The following is a 14,922-nucleotide window of genomic DNA, read 5'->3' as shown; positions in this document are numbered from 1 at the left end:
GCTTACTTCTTGGGCAGGACGTCCAGGGCGGCCTTGGCGGGCAGGAAGCTGCCGTTCCACACCACATCGGGGTTCACGCGGCTCTTGGTGTTGAAGGCGTCCGACACTTGCGATGCCATGAGCGAGAGGCGCGGGCCATTGACCTGACCAAAGCCTTCGGCGCGGGCGTTGGGGCTGTTGATGACGGTATCGATGGCCAGCTTGAGGCGGCGGGTTTCGAGTTCGGTGTTGATGATGCCGTCGCGTGCCTTCACGTCATTGATGGCGGCGGCAGGATTGCCGATCACGTCCTTCATGCCCTTGGCAAACGCGGTTAGGAAGGCTTTGACGGCTTCAGGGTTCTCCTTGAGGATCTTGGGCGAGGCGATGATGGCGTTGCCATAGAGCTTCACGCCAAACTGCGGGTAGGGCAGCACCACCACGTCTTCGGTCTTGACGCCGCGTGCCTCGAGGTTGAGCAGGGAGGTAAAGGTGAAGCCGGTGATGGCGTCGATGTCACCGCGCGCCAGCATGGTTTCACGCAGGGGGGGATCCATGGCGGTCCACTGCACCCCGCTGATGTTGTTCGCCTTGGCGAAGATGGGGAAGGCCCGGCGGCCGGCGTCAAACACCGGGGCACCCAGCTTCTTGCCGTTCAGGTCGGCGGGCGTCTTGATGCCCGACTTCTTGAGCGCCATGACCGATGCCGGCGTGTCGTTGTAGACCATCATGATGGCCACAGGTTTGTTGGGGGCATCCGCGTTGTTGGCGTGGAACTCCATGAGCGCGGCCATGTCGGCAAAGCCCAGGTCGTAGGCGCCGGAAGCCACGCGTGTGACGGTGCCGCCGGAGCCGTTGCCGGCGTCGATGGTGACGTCCAGCTTGGCGTCCTTGAAATAGCCCTTCGCGGCCGGCGTCAGAAACAGGGCGGCGGGGCCTTCAAAACGCCAGTCCAGCTGGAACTTGATGGGTGTGGCCTGGGCCAGCACGGAACCCGCTGCCAGGGTGGCAGCAGCGAAGGCGATGGCGTGAAGAAACTGGCGCTTTTTCATGGGAACTCCTACAGGTTGTCAGATGGATATGGCAAAGCAAGAAGAATGCCCAAAAATGGGGCGCGTGGTCATTTTCAGGGCTGCAATAAATCCAGCAAGCTGCGCGCCACCACCTTGGTGGCCTTGCGCAAATCGTCCAGGCTCACGCGCTCGTCGGCGCGCTTGGCGTGCGACTCCAGCACGGTGCGCGGGCCAGCGCCGTAAATGACGCCCGGAATGCCGCGCTCGGCGAACAGACGCACATCGGTGTAGAGCGGCGTGCCCATTGCGGGGATGGGCTCGCCAAACACCGCCTCGCCGTGTTTTTGCAGCGCATCCACCAGCGGCTTGTTGCTCGCCAGCGGGCGCATGGAGTTGGCCAGCAGCAGGCGCTTGATCTCCACCGTGATGCCGGGCACGCCCGCGGCCGCATCGGCAATCACCTTGCGGATATTGGCTTCCACCTCGGCGGGGTTCTCCTCAGGGATCATGCGGCGGTCCAGCTTGAGCACCACCTTGCCGGGGACCACATTGGTGTTGGTGCCGCCTTCGATGCGGCCCACGTTGAGGTAAGGGTGGGTGATGCCTTCCACGCCGGAGGTGACCTGCTTGTAGAGCGTGTTCTGCGCATACAGCGCGTTGAGAATCTGCACCGCGCCCTGCAGCGCGTCCACACCCGTGTCGGGAATGGCGGCGTGGGCCATCTTGCCGTGCACGGTCACTTCCATCTGCAGGCAGCCGTTGTGCGCGGTCACTACTTGGTAGGAGAAACCGGCAGCCAGCAGCAGGTCGGGCTTGGTCAGGCCTTTCTCCAGCAACCAGCCCGGGCCGAGTTCGCCGCCAAATTCCTCGTCGTAGGTGAACAGCAGTTCCACGCCACCCTTGAGCGGCAGGCCCAGCGATTCGAGGGCACGCACGGCAAAGGTGTAGCTGGAGAAATCGCTCTTGCTCACGGCAGTGGCGCGACCAAACATCTGGCCGTTTTCAATCTCGCCGCCGTAGGGTGCATGTGTCCAGCCCTCGCCAGGGGGCACCACGTCGCCGTGGGCGTTGAGGCCGATGGTGGGGCCGGCTCCATACGGGCGGCGCACCACCAGGTTGGTAATGCTCTGCATGCCGGCGGCCTGCACCTCGCTGGCGGGCACGCTGTGCTTCTCGGCCTGCAGGCCCATGGCGGCCAGCAGCTCGGCAGTGCGCTCGGCGTGGGGGGCGTTGTTGCCGGGCGGGGTGTCGGTGGGCACGCGCACCAGTTCCTGCAGAAAACGCACCTGCTCGTCAAAGTGGGCGTCGATCCAGGCGTCGAGTTGGTTGTAGGCAGTGGTCATGGTGAAAGTGGTTCAGGCCCCGGCCGCCAGTTGGCCGAGCAAATGGGTGAAGGCGTCGACGGCTAGTTGCATGTCGTCGCTGGTGCTGGATTCCAGCGGGTTGTGGCTGATGCCGGAGTTCAGGCCGCGCACGAACAGCATGGCCTGTGGCATCACGGTGTGCAGCTTCATGGCGTCGTGGCCCGCGCCGCTGGGCATGCGGTGCAGCGGTACGCCCAATGCGGCCACGGCCTGCTCCCACCGCTGCTGCCATACGGGTGCACTAGGCGCGGCGCTGGCCTGCATAGTCTGCGTCAACGTGAAATGCACGCCGCGCCGCTCGCACAGCGCTTGCAGGCCGGCGCGCACATCGGCGTCCATCGCATCGCGCTGCGAATTCGACGGCGCACGCAGGTCCAGCGAGAATTGGCAACGCCCGGGGATCACGTTGATGGAGCCATTGGGCACGCTGAGGATGCCCACGGTGCCTACGGAGTCACCATCGCGCGCCGCGCGCTGCTCCACCAACAGGATGAGTTCGGCCACGGCGGCGGCGGCGTCACGCCGCTGGCCCATGGGTGTGGTGCCGGCATGGCTGGCCATGCCGACCACCTCGCCCACATAGCGCACGCTGGCGTTGATGGAGGTAACCACGCCCAGCGGAATGTCTAGCGCGTTGAGCACCGGGCCCTGTTCGATATGCACTTCCACAAAGCCCAGGTAGTCGGCGGGGTTGCGGCGGATGGCGGGGATGGCGTTCACGTCCAGCCCGGCATGCGCCATCGCGTCGCGCATGGAAATGCCGTCTGCATCTGTCTGGTCCAGCCAGGCCGGGTCAAAGTCGCCGGTGAGTGCGCCCGATCCCAGGAAGGTGGCCTTGTAGCGCTGGCCTTCTTCCTCGGCAAAGCCCACGATCTCCAGCGCGTAGGGCAGGCGCTTGCCTTGCGCCTTGAGCGCCTGCACGCAGGCCAGTGGCACATAAATGCCCAGGCGGCCGTCGTACTTGCCGCCGTTGCGCACCGTGTCGTAATGGCTGCCGGTGAGCAGGGTTTGGGCTGTATTTGGCCTCTGACCCTCGTCAATATTTCGCGACCAGCTATCACTTTCGTAGCGTCCTACCACATTGCCCACGGCGTCGATGGTGGCGCTGTCGCAACCTGCGGCCAGCATGTCGGCTTGGATCTGGCTGGCGCAGGCGCGGTGCGCTTCGGTCAGGTAGGTGACGGTGAGCTGGCCCAGTTCGGCGTAGCCGGGGTCGGTGTGCTGGGCCAGGGCTTCCTGCCAGTCCCACACTTGGTGGCCCTGCGTGGGCACGTAGCCAAACTTATCGTTGAGGCGAATCTCGGCAATGCGGTGCACATTGCGCAGGCATTCGGCCAGTTCAAATTCCGGGTGACCCTGCACGCGGCGCTCCAGCGTGGCGATGATCTCGGCCTTGGACAGGCCGGCGCCGCGCGGGCCACGCACGGCCAGGATGAAGGGAAAGCCAAAGCGTGCGTTGTACTGCGCGTTGAGCTGTTGAATCTTCTCGAACTCGGCCGGCGTGCAGTGGGTGAGGCCGGCTTTGCTCTGTTCGTTGCTGCTCTCAGCGGTCAGGCTCTTGTCCACCATGGCCTTGCCGGCCAGCTCGGGGTGGGCGCGCAAGAGCGCCAGTTGCGCATCACGCCCGCCGTTGGCGACTTCCAGCACCATGGCGTGCTTTAGGTGGGCCAGTGAGACAAAGGGGCGTTTGGTGAGCGCCGCGCGGGCAATCCAGGGCGAGTGTTCGTAGAGGCCGTCCAGCAGCGCGGCGGCTTCTTCCAGCGTGGCGCTGTTGAGTTGGTCCAAAGTCAGTACTGACATGGTCTTAGCCTTGGTAGGGGTGCGTGGCTTTCCAGTGCCGCGCAATGTCGATGCGTCGCGCCACCCACACCTTGTCGTGCTGGCCAATGTGGTCCAGAAAACGCTGCAGCGCCGTGATGCGGCCGGGGCGGCCCAGCAGGCGGCAGTGCATGCCGATGCTCATCATCTTCGGGGCGTTGTCGCCGTCGGGGTCACCTTCGGCATAGAGCGCGTCGAAGGTATCTTTCATGTACTGGAAGAACGGGTCGGCATGCGAGTAACCCTGGGGCAGGGCGAAGCGCATGTCGTTGCAGTCCAGTGTGTAGGGGACTATGAGCTGGGGCACCACGCTGCCGTCGGTCTTTTGCACCTTCATCCAGAAGGGCAGGTCGTCGCCGTAGTAGTCGCTGTCATATTCGAAGCCGCCGTAGTCGGCCACCAGACGGCGTGTGCGCGGGCTGTCGCGGCCCGTGTACCAGCCTAGTGCGCGCTGGCCGGTGAGCTTCTCAATCGCGGCCATGCCCAGTTGCATGTGCTCGCGTTCCTGCACCTCGTCCATGTTCTGGTAATGGATCCAGCGGTGGCCGTGGCAGGCAATCTCGTGGCCCAGTTCCATCAGGCGGCGCGTCAGTTCGGGGTAACGCTCCAGCGCCATGCCCACGCCAAACACGGTGAGCGGCAGGCCGCGCTTCTCGAACTCGCGAAGGATACGCCAGACGCCCGCGCGCGAGCCGTATTCGTAGATGCCCTCCATGCTAATGTGGCGGTCCGGGTAGCTCGCGGGGTTGAACATTTCGGAGAGGAATTGTTCGGAGCCGGCGTCGCCATGCAGCACGCTGTTTTCGCCGCCTTCTTCGTAGTTCAGGACGAACTGCACGGCCACGCGGGCCTGGCCGGGCCATTGCGCGTGGGGCACGTGTTCGCCGTAGCCGATCAGGTCACGGGGGTAGGGTTGGGTGCTGTCGTAGGTGCTCATGGTGTGGTGTTCGGTGTCAGGGTCAGGGCCGCTTCCACGTGCTGCAGGTGTTCGTCCATCAGGCGCAGGGCCAGGGCCTCGTCGCGCGCTTCCAGCGCATCCACGATAGCGGTGTGTTCTTCATGCGAATGCTCAGCCGCCGCGCTGGACTGGTACATCAACGTGATCAGCGCGCAGCGTGAGAGTAGGTCCATCAGCATCAGTGCCAGCACCTCGTTGCCCATGAGCTGGGCCAGGCGCACATGGAAGTCACCCAGCAGTTCGGTACGGCTGGAGACATTGCCTTCGCGGACGGCTTGTTGCTCTTGGACGATGTGGGCACGCAGCGCCTGGATGTGGTCGGGAGTGATTTGCGCAATGAATGCACGGAGCATGCCCGCTTCAAGCATGCGGCGCACCGCGAACACCTGGCGCGCCTCGGCCACGGAAGGCGCGGAAACAAACGCACCGCGCGCAGGCTCCATGCGGATGAGCCGGTTTTGCGAAAGCTGGAACAGGGCCTGGCGCACCAGCGTGCGCGAGACGCCGAATTGGTCGGCCAGCTTCTGTTCACCCAGTTTGGCGCCCGGTTGCAGCCGGTGTTCCACGATGGAGCGCGTGATCGCCTCGACGATGAAACTGGTGGTGGTGGGCTCCATGCGGCCATGATACCGAGAATGCCCAAAAGTGTATACACTTTGGATTTTTCAGCGAAAGGGCAGCGCCATGGGCTTGAGCACACATGTACTGGACACCATGCACGGCACGCCCGCAGCGGGCATGGCGGTGGCGCTGTACACCACGCAGGGCGACACAGCCACGCTGGTGAAACGCTTTGTGCTGAACGCCGATGGCCGCAACCCCGATGGCCCGCTGTACGACAACGCGAGCCTGCAAAAAGGCACCTACCGGTTGGTGTTTGATGTGGCGGGCTACTTCAAGGCCCGCAACGTGGCCCTGCCCGAACCCAATTTCCTGAACCAGGTGAGCCTGGACTTCGGCGTGGCCCATGTGGAGCAGCACTACCACGTGCCGCTGCTGGTCAGCCCGTGGAGCTACTCCACCTACCGGGGCTCTTGATCATGAGAGCTACGGTTTCGCCGCCGGGCCGCCCCAAGGCGAAACGCGCCCCCTTGGGGGGCAGTGACCCGCGCAGCGGTGGAGCGTGGGGGCTAAAGTTGGCCTTCTGTGAGGGTATCGAGTTGAAAACGCCCGCTCTTGTGCCACAGCCAGGTGTCCGTGTAGGTCACCTTGCCCATGCGCACTGGTGCGGGGTAGGGCGCGGCCAGGCGCACGGTGCGCTCAATCTCAGCCATCACTTCGGGTGCCTGGGTGGGTGCACGCATCCAGCGGATGTCTGTCACATAGCCCATGCGGTCAATGTCCACTTGCAGCACCCCCACGGCGTAGAGCAGCGGCGGCAGCTTGCCGGCCCAGATGCGGTCGGTGTTGCGGGCATAAAGGTGGGTGGCAGCGTCGCGCCGGTAGTCGCGCGGCGTGGGCGCTTGGGAGCGCAACAGCGGCTCGCTGGCGGGTGGCGGAATGATGACCACGGCCGGCGGTGCGGTGGGCGCGGTTGCGGCCGGTGGCGGTGCAGCCGGTTTGGGCGGCGGGCTGGAGCAGCCTGCAAGCGCCACCAGCAGGACTCCAACCATCCCCTGCTTCCAGGATGCTGCGCGGGGGCGCAGGAACGAAATACTTTGCATGCTATGTCTCCAACCGGTACGTTGCCGAGCTACTGTGGTGCAAATTATGGCCGCAGCGCATGCCGCGCCCGCACAAAAGGTATCCGATTGTGAAGTGGCTGGCCCAGCTTCTGGAGCAGCTTGCGACTTCGGACGCCGTGCTGGTGCAAGTGCGCAGCAGCCGCGGCTCGGTGCCGCGCGAAGCGGGCGCCTGGATGGCCGTGTTTGCCGACCATGTGATCGGCACGGTAGGCGGCGGGCGGCTGGAGCTGGACGCCATTGCCGCTGCACGCAATCATTTGTTGCAAATCGGGGGCGCGCCTTTTACCGAGCGTTATGCCCTGGGCCCCAGCCTGGGGCAATGCTGCGGTGGCGAGGTGCATCTGCAGTTTGAACGCGTGGGCACGGCAGACCGCGAGGCCCTGCGCCAGCGTCTGCGCCCGCCGCAGACACCGCTGGCCCTGTTTGGTGGCGGCCATGTGGGCCAGGCGCTGATGGACGTGCTGGGTCGGTTGCCTTTTGCCGTGGACTGGATCGACAGCCGTGACGGCATCTTTCCCGACCAGCGCCCGGATAATGTGCGCTGCGAGCATTCCGAGCCGGTGCAGGCCGCAGTGGCCAGCCTGGCGCCGCAATCGCGAGTGCTGATCATGAGCTTCAGCCACGCCGAAGACCTGGACATCGTCATCGCCTGCCTCACGCGCCAGCGGATGCAAGGCGACCTGCCCTACATCGGACTCATTGGCAGCCACACCAAGTGGGCTACTTTCCGCCACCGGCTGGAGGCGCGTGGCTTCACCGAGGCCGAGTTGGCCCACATTACCTGCCCCATCGGTGTGCCCGGTATCCGTGACAAGCGCCCCGAGGTGATTGCCGTGGCCGTGGCGGCCCAACTCTTGCAAGTCCAAGACAACGAACCTCAGGCTGCGGCCTGACCTGAATCCCTAGGAGAACCATCGCATGGAAAGCTACTTACTCGACTGGGCCAACCTGCTCTTGCGCTGGGTGCATGTCATCACCGCCATCGCCTGGATCGGGTCGTCCTTCTACTTCGTGTTTCTGGACAGCAGCCTCACGCCGCCCGAAGACGAAGACCTGAAGAAACAAGGTGTGAGCGGCGAACTCTGGGCCGTGCATGGCGGAGGCTTCTACCACCCGGTGAAGTTTGCCGGTGCGCCGCCCAAGCTGCCGGAGAACCTGCACTGGTTTTACTGGGAGAGTTACACCACCTGGCTGACCGGCTTCTCGCTGTTCGCGGTGTCCTACCTGTGGAATGCGCGCACCTACCTGATCGACGCCTCGGTCAAAGCCTGGCACCCGCATGCGGCCATTGCCGTGGCAATTGGCTTCCTGGTGGTGTTCTGGCTGGCGTATGACCAGATTTGCCGCCGCTTTGGCCGGGGCAAGAACGGTGACGCCATCGTGGGCCTGGGTGTGGCTGTGCTGGTGTGCATTGCGTCCTGGCTGGCCTGCCACTGGTTTGCGGGCCGCGCAGCCTTCTTGCTGATTGGTGCCATGCTGGCCACCACCATGACAGCCAACGTGGCGCACTGGATCATTCCCGGCCAGCGCAAGATGGTCGCCAGCATCAAGGCTGGCGAACCGGTGGACCCCATCCACGGCTGGCGCGGCAAGCAGCGCAGCGTGCACAACACCTACTTCACGCTGCCAGTGTTGTTTGCCATGCTCAGCAACCACTACAGCTTTACCTACAGCCACCCGCAGAACTGGCTGGTGCTCATCGCCTTGATGTTCGCGGGTGCCGCCATCCGCCAGTTCTTCGTATTGCGCCACGGCTTCAAGCTCGGCCGCAACAAGCATCCCTGGCCCTATGCCGCCGTGGGCTTGGTTGCCATACTTGGTTTGCTGGTCTGGCTCAAGCCGGCGCCGCAGCCGGAATCTGCTCCTAATTCAGGAGCTGCTAGCGCAGTTTCTACCGAGGCTAGCGCCACAATTGGTTATAAAGAAATGCAGCCGGTTCTGGCCCAGCGCTGCTATATGTGCCATGGCGAGGCCGTGCAAATGAAAAATGTGCGCTTGGATTCACCCCAGGGCCTGGCCAGCCATGCGCAGGCCGTCTACCAGCAGGTGGTCGTGACCAAGATCATGCCCATGAGCAACGCCACCAACATCACCGATGCGGAGCGCGATTTGTTCAAGCGCTGGTTCGAGGCTGGGGCCAGCGTGCAGTAGCCGCGGAGCTGGTATCGGCATCCAGCTGAGCATGCCCGCGATCAGACCGCAATCGCGTTGGGCTGTGATGGCGCTGGCAGCAGTTTTTCGATGGCCGCGACATCCACGGTGTCGATCTGGTCGGTGTGCATGAAGCGTTGCGCATAGTCGTGCCACAGATGGCTGTGGAGGAAGTAGCGGAACAGATCAACGTCCAGGTGTTGGTCTTTGCACATGAAGGCCATGATGCGCAAGGACTCTGTGAGAGTCTTCGGGGCCTTGTAGGGGCGGTCGGCCGCAGTGAGCGCCTCGAAAATATCTGCAAGCGCCATCACCCTGTCAATCACGGTCAGTTGATCAGCGCCTAGGCAACGCGGGTAGCCCTTGCCATCCACCTTCTCGTGGTGGGTGGCTGCGATCTCCGGGACGCGTTTCAGGGCCTGCGGCCAGGGTAGCCCGCGCAGCATGATGTAGGTCTGCACGATGTGGTCATTGATTTTGAAGCGATCCTCTTCCGTCAGCGTTCCCCGTCGAATCGAGAGGTTGTAGAGCTCGCCCATGTTTTGCTTGTTCTTGGGGAGCTTCATGTCGAAGCCGTAGATGTTGGCCGGGTCCCCCTTTTCGACCGGGGGGCGCCTGCCCTCCCAGGGCACCACGTGATCGGCGCGGTCCGCCAAAAGTTGTTCGGTAGCAGGCAAGCTCGGTTGTTCTGTGCGCGAAGCATTCACTCGTCGTGCTTCTTCGGACGCCAGTCCCAAGCTGTCATCAAAGTGGCGTTGCCATGTCAGTGCGGCAATCGTTTTCAGACGATCAAGCGCAGCATCGGCCATGAACTCTCCGCCCACATTGCATTCGGCCACAAACGCGAAGTCGTCTCTGAGCTGCTGATGTTGTGCGTCGCGGGTGGCCTGCGAAACGTCTTCCGGGTTGCCGGCTGCCACGCGCTGCAGGTGGGCGATCTCGGCATCGCGCCACAGAACCTCGAATCGCATTCTGATCTCGTGAATGCGGTTGTAGATCACTTCCAGCTTCGTCGCCTTGTCCACAATGTGCTCTGGGCTGGTGACCTTTCCGCAGTCATGCAACCAGGCTCCCAGGTAAAACTCGTAGCGCTCATCCTCGGTCATGCGGAAGTCAGCGTAGCGGCCCTGTTTTTCGGCTACCAAACGATCCACCAGCATGGACGCCAACTCTGGCACCCGCTCACAGTGGCCTCCGGTGTAGGGGCTTTTCGCGTCAATGGCGTCGGCCATCAAGCGGATGACCGCGTCCAGAAGGTTCTTCTGGGCTTCGATCAGCTGGCGCGTCTCGATGGATACGGCCAGGCTACCGGAGAGCTGGCGCGCGAATTCCAGGAACGCTGACTCGATGTGGGCGGAGTCCATGGGATGGACCAGCGCCAAAATTCCCTGGAGGTGTCCATTGCGCCCTCTGAGCTCCAATTCCAATTGCAACTCGCCGTTCTTGATAGTTCGGGAGGCCGCACGAGGATGCCGTTCTGGGCCATAGGCAAAGCTTTCCTCAAACTTGGATTTGTCATCGCCCACCACGGTGTGCAGGGACATGCGGTGAGCGTCTGCATTCCACAGGAACACGGCGGCATCGGAACAGCGGGTCGCGGTCACTAGCTGTTTCAACACCGCGTGCAGCATTTTTTCCATGTCCGGTTCGGCGGCCATGCGCTGACTTAACTGCAGAAAACTTTGAATCGTGTAGCTCATTCCGAGCATCACATCGTTGAGGTCGTTGACCTCCTTGATGCGGGACTCTCGCTTGTCTTGACTTGAAAAGTCGAAATGTCCGATTCGTCTCGCCAACGTACCCAGGCTATCCAGGGAGTGGCCTATGCGCGAACCTGCCCACCAACCCATGGGCAACAGTATGGCCAGCAGCACAGCAATGGTCCAAAGAATGGATCGGCGTTTTTGGGGCAAGTCGCCCAGAAGGTCCTCTACAGGTGCGGTAATGAGCAAGTGCATTTCCGTGCCCGCCCAGATATCGAATGGGAGCTTGATGCCCAAGGTCTCCACTCCCGCCACGTCAAAGAACTGCACTTTTCCGGGGACAGGGTCCGCGGCCTGCAGTTTTTGCAGTGGGGGGCTGTCGAACTCTGACACCTTCTTGAACGTAAAGCCGTCGGTTCCTCGTAGCAGAACCCGGCCCATCTCGGGGTAGGCGAGAATCTCGTTTTGGTTGTTGACCAGAGCCAGTTCGGAATTCTTGCTGAGCTTGAGCGTCCCCAACGTGGTGCTGATGTCGTCCAGCACCATGTCAATGCCCACGACGGATTTGCCGCTGCGCGACAGCCGGCTCAGTGTGACACCCACTTGCTGGGTGCTGAAGAAAACGTAGGGCGATGACAACACGCTCTCGGTGGTCTCATTGGCCGCCTTGTACCAAGGGCGCTCCCTGGGATCAAACTGGTACTCGGGGATGGTCCGCCGCTCTTCAATGATGGAGTCGGCATCAAAGAAGATGTATTCGCCAACGATTTTCCCGTTCTTCTGGCGCGTGCGTGCCTGAACCATGAAATTTGCGCCACCCGGGGCCTTGAAGCGTTCCCGTACGGAAGCAGTGTCCAGCGGCCTCGCCAGCAGGAACTCCCCATTCTCGTAGCCCACATAGATTGCGGAAATCATGGGGTTGACGGTCAACTCTTCGGACAGAACATAGAGACGATCTATCCGCTGCTGCAGGGTTTGCGCGTCGACGAGCGGGTCAAAGGAAACTTGCCGTAGTGTGGATTGGGTGGGCTCCAGAAGCACGCGGGCCCGTGCGTTGATGAGTTGGCTGGTGTCGTTGGCGGTGCGCTCGGCCGTATCAATCAAGGCTGATCTCGCACTATTCCATCCCAGTACCAGGATGGTGGTTGCCACCAGCAACATGCTGACGATCACGCCCAGGGAAATCAACAGCCCAATGGGGAATCCGCGCTGAGACTCGGAAGTTTGAGGTTGGGCAACGCCCGAGATCGATGGATTCACGCCGGCTCCCTGTCAAACGGTGCTGGTGATCAAGAGGTGTCTACTTGATCTCGATGGCCTTGAGTTGCCAGATCGACCGCTCCTGGTATACCTTGTCTTTCAAGATGGGGTTGCTGCTGAAAGGGTAGACAACAAACAGCGGGCCCTTGGTACGCGGTGGAATATCCCGGTCATTCATGCGCGTTGCAATGATCAGGTCAAATTTCTGTGCGTCGTCTGCCGGGATGGAGACGGCATAGTCGTTCACAGCCACTGCCTTCAGCTCTGAGCCGGAACTTTGCAGCAACCGAAGCACGTCGCGTAGCAGCGGACCAGAAAATTTGACGGGCCGCTTGTCCCAAGCGGTTTCGGTGGTGAATGTCGTTTGGGGGAGGGCTCGCAATGCGGCCATGTCCAGCACGGCTTTACCATCCTGGTTGGTTTGGGCGATCTTGCCGCTCACCGTTAGAACTACCGGACCTTGTGGTCCATCCAGCGCGTGTGCAGAGAACGCCAGAAAACCAAAGGCGGCTGTTCCCACGGCGACCATGAAGCGAACTAGTTTGTACATACGCCCCCCCTGTTGGAACGGACTGCTATTGTTTCAAGACCATGATAGCGATGAATTGCAGCGATCGCCTGACAGCAGATTTGGGGCGACTTTCCTATCGCTGTGCCGTCGCCAGGCGCAGCGCAAGCCCCACAAACACCACACTGGCGATGCGGTTCAGCACGCGCTGGGCGCGCAGGGAACGCTTGAACACCTGGCCAAAGCCGGCGGCGAACCAGGCGATGATGCTGAAGGTGAGCAGGGCAGCGGCGATGAACACGCCACCCAGCGCGACGATCTGCAGCGCCACCGGGCCACGGGCCGGATCGGCGAACTGCGGCAGGAAGGCCAGGAAGAAAATGGCCACCTTGGGATTGGTGATGTTCATCAGCACACCACGGCCATAGGTCTGCGCCGCGCTCATGGGAGCGCTGCTAGCTTCCTCATGGATGCCAACTGGGGCATTCCAGGCCCCCCAGGCCAGCCACACCAAATAGCCCGCGCCCATGAGCTTGAGCGCCGTGAAGGCTGTGGCCGACGCGGCAAACAGGGCCGCCAAGCCCAGGGCCACGGCGGCCGTGTGGAACAGCAGACCGGTACACAGCCCCAAAACCACCAGCAGGCCCGCACGCCGGCCATGCACGGCCGAGTGCAGCAGCACGAAAACATTGTCCGGCCCGGGGGAGAGGGCCAACAGGACCGAGGTGGCGAAGAAGGTGAGGGTGATTTGCAGGGTCAGCATGGTGCGGAGGCAATAGGGGCGCAGGTGGCAGGGGCGTCCATCCTAGCCCAAACCCCGGAAGCGCCGGCGAATTGGGTGGCTGCGCGGCCATCGGCTGCGGGTGCGTCAAGCCAAGGCTAGTCGGGGCGTGGTTCCCAGCGCCAAGGCGGGTGTGCCCTCGACCTGGAAGAAATCCACCAGACCGTTGAGCCGCTGGGTCTGCTGCTTGAGGCTTTCGGCCGTGGCCGCTACTTCTTCGACGAGGGCCGCGTTCTTCTGTGTCACATCGTTGAGGTCCACCACGGCATTGCTTACCAGGCTGGCGCGCGCTTCCTGCTGCACTGAGTTGTCGGCCACGGTCTGTATGAGTTCGGACACATTGGTCACCGTGCGCTGGATCTCGGCCATGGTGAGGCCCGCGTTGTTGACCAGGACGGCGCCCGACTCGATCTTCTCGACCGAGCTGCTGATGAGGTGCTTGATCTCCTTGGCCGCTTCGGCGGAGCGCCCGGCCAGGCTGCGCACTTCCGACGCCACCACGGCAAAGCCGCGGCCCTGTTCGCCCGCACGTGCGGCCTCCACCGCGGCATTGAGCGCGAGGATATTGGTCTGGAAGGCGATGCCGTCGATGACGGAGATGATGGCCTCGATCTTCTTGGAGCTCTGGTCGATCTCCTGCATGGTGCGCACCACGCCGGAGACCACCTCGGCGCCCTTGGCCGCTACATCGGCCGCAGCCACGGCTTCCTTGCGGGCGCTTTGCGCGGTCTGCATGGCCTCGCGCAACGTGTGGATGAGTTCGCCAGTTTCGCCAGCCGCCTTTTGCAGCTCGGCCGACATGCGTTCGGTGCGGTTGGCCAGGTCGGTATTGCCGCCCGAGATTTCGGAGGAGGCGATGTGGATGTTGCGCGAGGCGTCGCGCAGCTCGGTCACGGTGGCGCTCCAGCGCAGGCGCATGGCCTCCATGCTGCGCAGCAGGTTGGCAATCTCGTCGTGCGATTGGCTGGCAAATGATTGGGTGAGTTTGCCTTCGGCCAGGTGCTCGGACTGGGTCACGGCCTGGCGCAGGGGCGCGCGGATGGAGCCAGTAATGAGCCAGGTGGCCAGCGCGCCAAATAGCACCGCCACGGTGACAGCCACCAGCAGGATGGCCAGGCCGCGCTGGTTCTGCGCGCGTACAGATTGCTGCTCGGTGTCGATGACCTGAGCCAGTTCGTCCTGCAGCGTGCGCATGTCTTTCTGCCACTGGGCCTGGGCCTTGGCCCAGGGCTCCTGGTTGGCGCGCACCTCCATGCGGATCACGATGGCCGCGTCTTGCGCGGTACCGCTGGCGCCTATCTTCTCCAGCGTGCTGCGGTAGTAGGCGCTGGCGGCCTGGTAGCTCTGCGCAAGTTGCGGCAGCAGGGGCGCGAGGCGCCCGCCCTGGGCCTTGCTGCTCAGCGCGGTGGCGTGCGTCTCGTAGCTCTGGAAGGCGCTTTTGAGCAGGCCGTACTCGCGGTCCACATCGGCCGCGCCGGTAACGATGCCGATATTGCCCACGGCAGACAGCGCCTGCACCACGGCTTGCGACATCTTGTTGGCCGCTTCCACCTGGGGCGCGATGTCTTCGGTGATGCTGCCCAGGCTGCGCGAGGTACTGGCCATGCTGAACATGGCCATGCCGGCGATGACGAGCAGTTGCAACAGGAGCAGGCCGAAGCCGACCAGCAGGCGCTGGGAAATCGTGAGTCGGTTCATGGGC

General features: G+C 63.0%; 13 protein-coding genes. 3 read left to right on the top strand and 10 right to left on the bottom strand.

The genetic code is table 11. The features are described 5' to 3' along the window. Nucleotides 1–2: 2 nt before the first annotated feature. From AC1RNN_RS19410 to AC1RNN_RS19390, 5 genes are all read right to left on the bottom strand, one after another. A complete protein-coding gene (locus tag AC1RNN_RS19410; protein WP_493091351.1) occupies nucleotides 3–1,031 on the bottom strand; it encodes an ABC transporter substrate-binding protein in 1,029 nt (342 codons plus the stop codon). Between the two features lie 74 nt (nucleotides 1,032–1,105). Beyond that, the gene (locus AC1RNN_RS19405; protein WP_493091352.1) at nucleotides 1,106–2,335 is read right to left on the bottom strand and encodes a M20 family metallopeptidase; all 1,230 of its coding nucleotides are present in this window, start codon (nucleotides 2,333–2,335) and stop codon (nucleotides 1,106–1,108) included. Between the two features lie 12 nt (nucleotides 2,336–2,347). Continuing rightward, nucleotides 2,348–4,156, bottom strand: coding sequence for a 2-oxo-4-hydroxy-4-carboxy-5-ureidoimidazoline decarboxylase (gene uraD / locus AC1RNN_RS19400; protein ID WP_493091353.1), 1,809 nt, complete (start codon nucleotides 4,154–4,156; stop codon nucleotides 2,348–2,350). Between the two features lie 4 nt (nucleotides 4,157–4,160). After that, nucleotides 4,161–5,111: an allantoinase PuuE gene (puuE, locus tag AC1RNN_RS19395; protein WP_493091355.1), complete on the bottom strand. Its 951-nt coding sequence runs from the start codon at nucleotides 5,109–5,111 to the stop codon at nucleotides 4,161–4,163. Further along, nucleotides 5,108–5,749 carry a GntR family transcriptional regulator gene (locus AC1RNN_RS19390; RefSeq protein ID WP_493091357.1) on the bottom strand — a complete coding sequence of 214 codons (642 nt, stop codon included), beginning with the start codon at nucleotides 5,747–5,749 and terminating at the stop codon, nucleotides 5,108–5,110. Before AC1RNN_RS19390 ends, puuE begins: the two co-directional genes overlap by 4 nt. A gap of 67 nt (nucleotides 5,750–5,816) precedes the next feature. Between AC1RNN_RS19390 and uraH the strand changes: the two genes are divergently transcribed. Then, nucleotides 5,817–6,170, top strand: a complete 354-nt coding sequence (uraH, locus tag AC1RNN_RS19385) for a hydroxyisourate hydrolase (RefSeq protein WP_493091358.1) — start codon at nucleotides 5,817–5,819, stop codon at nucleotides 6,168–6,170. Between the two features lie 92 nt (nucleotides 6,171–6,262). Here uraH and AC1RNN_RS19380 read toward each other — a convergent pair whose 3' ends face one another. Further along, nucleotides 6,263–6,796 (bottom strand): hypothetical protein, encoded by a 534-nt coding sequence (locus tag AC1RNN_RS19380; protein WP_493091359.1) that lies wholly within the window; start codon nucleotides 6,794–6,796, stop codon nucleotides 6,263–6,265. A gap of 89 nt (nucleotides 6,797–6,885) precedes the next feature. Between AC1RNN_RS19380 and xdhC the strand changes: the two genes are divergently transcribed. Both xdhC and AC1RNN_RS19370 read left to right on the top strand, forming a co-directional pair. Beyond that, nucleotides 6,886–7,710 carry a xanthine dehydrogenase accessory protein XdhC gene (gene xdhC / locus AC1RNN_RS19375; RefSeq protein ID WP_493091361.1) on the top strand — a complete coding sequence of 275 codons (825 nt, stop codon included), beginning with the start codon at nucleotides 6,886–6,888 and terminating at the stop codon, nucleotides 7,708–7,710. Between the two features lie 25 nt (nucleotides 7,711–7,735). After that, nucleotides 7,736–8,968 (top strand): urate hydroxylase PuuD, encoded by a 1,233-nt coding sequence (locus AC1RNN_RS19370; protein ID WP_493091362.1) that lies wholly within the window; start codon nucleotides 7,736–7,738, stop codon nucleotides 8,966–8,968. Nucleotides 8,969–9,009: 41 nt separating this feature from the next. Here the strand turns inward: AC1RNN_RS19370 and AC1RNN_RS19365 are convergent, their stop codons facing one another. From AC1RNN_RS19365 to AC1RNN_RS19350, 4 genes are all read right to left on the bottom strand, one after another. Continuing rightward, nucleotides 9,010–11,931 carry an HD domain-containing phosphohydrolase gene (locus AC1RNN_RS19365; RefSeq protein WP_493091364.1) on the bottom strand — a complete coding sequence of 974 codons (2,922 nt, stop codon included), beginning with the start codon at nucleotides 11,929–11,931 and terminating at the stop codon, nucleotides 9,010–9,012. Between the two features lie 40 nt (nucleotides 11,932–11,971). Then, nucleotides 11,972–12,481 carry a putative pterin-binding protein gene (locus AC1RNN_RS19360; RefSeq protein ID WP_493091365.1) on the bottom strand — a complete coding sequence of 170 codons (510 nt, stop codon included), beginning with the start codon at nucleotides 12,479–12,481 and terminating at the stop codon, nucleotides 11,972–11,974. A gap of 94 nt (nucleotides 12,482–12,575) precedes the next feature. Next, on the bottom strand, nucleotides 12,576–13,202 hold the full coding sequence (locus AC1RNN_RS19355) for a LysE family translocator (RefSeq protein WP_493091366.1): 627 nt from the start codon (nucleotides 13,200–13,202) through the stop codon (nucleotides 12,576–12,578). 105 nt (nucleotides 13,203–13,307) lie between these two features. Then, nucleotides 13,308–14,918, bottom strand: a complete 1,611-nt coding sequence (locus tag AC1RNN_RS19350) for a methyl-accepting chemotaxis protein (protein ID WP_493091367.1) — start codon at nucleotides 14,916–14,918, stop codon at nucleotides 13,308–13,310. Nucleotides 14,919–14,922 lie beyond the last annotated feature (4 nt).

The organism is Rhodoferax sp. GW822-FHT02D07 (assembly GCF_058802405.1).
The sequence above is the reverse complement of the archived record's forward strand: the minus strand, read 5'-3'. Positions and strand labels throughout refer to the sequence as shown.

What these genes read in the sequence shown, in the direction of transcription:
- AC1RNN_RS19410 (WP_493091351.1), bottom strand. Translation starts at nt 1,031, where the DNA reads ATGAAAAAGCGCCAGTTTCTTCACGCCATCGCCTTCGCTGCTGCCACC.
- AC1RNN_RS19405 (WP_493091352.1), bottom strand. Translation starts at nt 2,335, where the DNA reads ATGACCACTGCCTACAACCAACTCGACGCCTGGATCGACGCCCACTTT.
- uraD (WP_493091353.1), bottom strand. Translation starts at nt 4,156, where the DNA reads ATGTCAGTACTGACTTTGGACCAACTCAACAGCGCCACGCTGGAAGAA.
- puuE (WP_493091355.1), bottom strand. Translation starts at nt 5,111, where the DNA reads ATGAGCACCTACGACAGCACCCAACCCTACCCCCGTGACCTGATCGGC.
- AC1RNN_RS19390 (WP_493091357.1), bottom strand. Translation starts at nt 5,749, where the DNA reads ATGGAGCCCACCACCACCAGTTTCATCGTCGAGGCGATCACGCGCTCC.
- uraH (WP_493091358.1), top strand. Translation starts at nt 5,817, where the DNA reads ATGGGCTTGAGCACACATGTACTGGACACCATGCACGGCACGCCCGCA.
- AC1RNN_RS19380 (WP_493091359.1), bottom strand. Translation starts at nt 6,796, where the DNA reads ATGCAAAGTATTTCGTTCCTGCGCCCCCGCGCAGCATCCTGGAAGCAG.
- AC1RNN_RS19370 (WP_493091362.1), top strand. Translation starts at nt 7,736, where the DNA reads ATGGAAAGCTACTTACTCGACTGGGCCAACCTGCTCTTGCGCTGGGTG.
- AC1RNN_RS19360 (WP_493091365.1), bottom strand. Translation starts at nt 12,481, where the DNA reads ATGTACAAACTAGTTCGCTTCATGGTCGCCGTGGGAACAGCCGCCTTT.
- AC1RNN_RS19355 (WP_493091366.1), bottom strand. Translation starts at nt 13,202, where the DNA reads ATGCTGACCCTGCAAATCACCCTCACCTTCTTCGCCACCTCGGTCCTG.
- AC1RNN_RS19350 (WP_493091367.1), bottom strand. Translation starts at nt 14,918, where the DNA reads ATGAACCGACTCACGATTTCCCAGCGCCTGCTGGTCGGCTTCGGCCTG.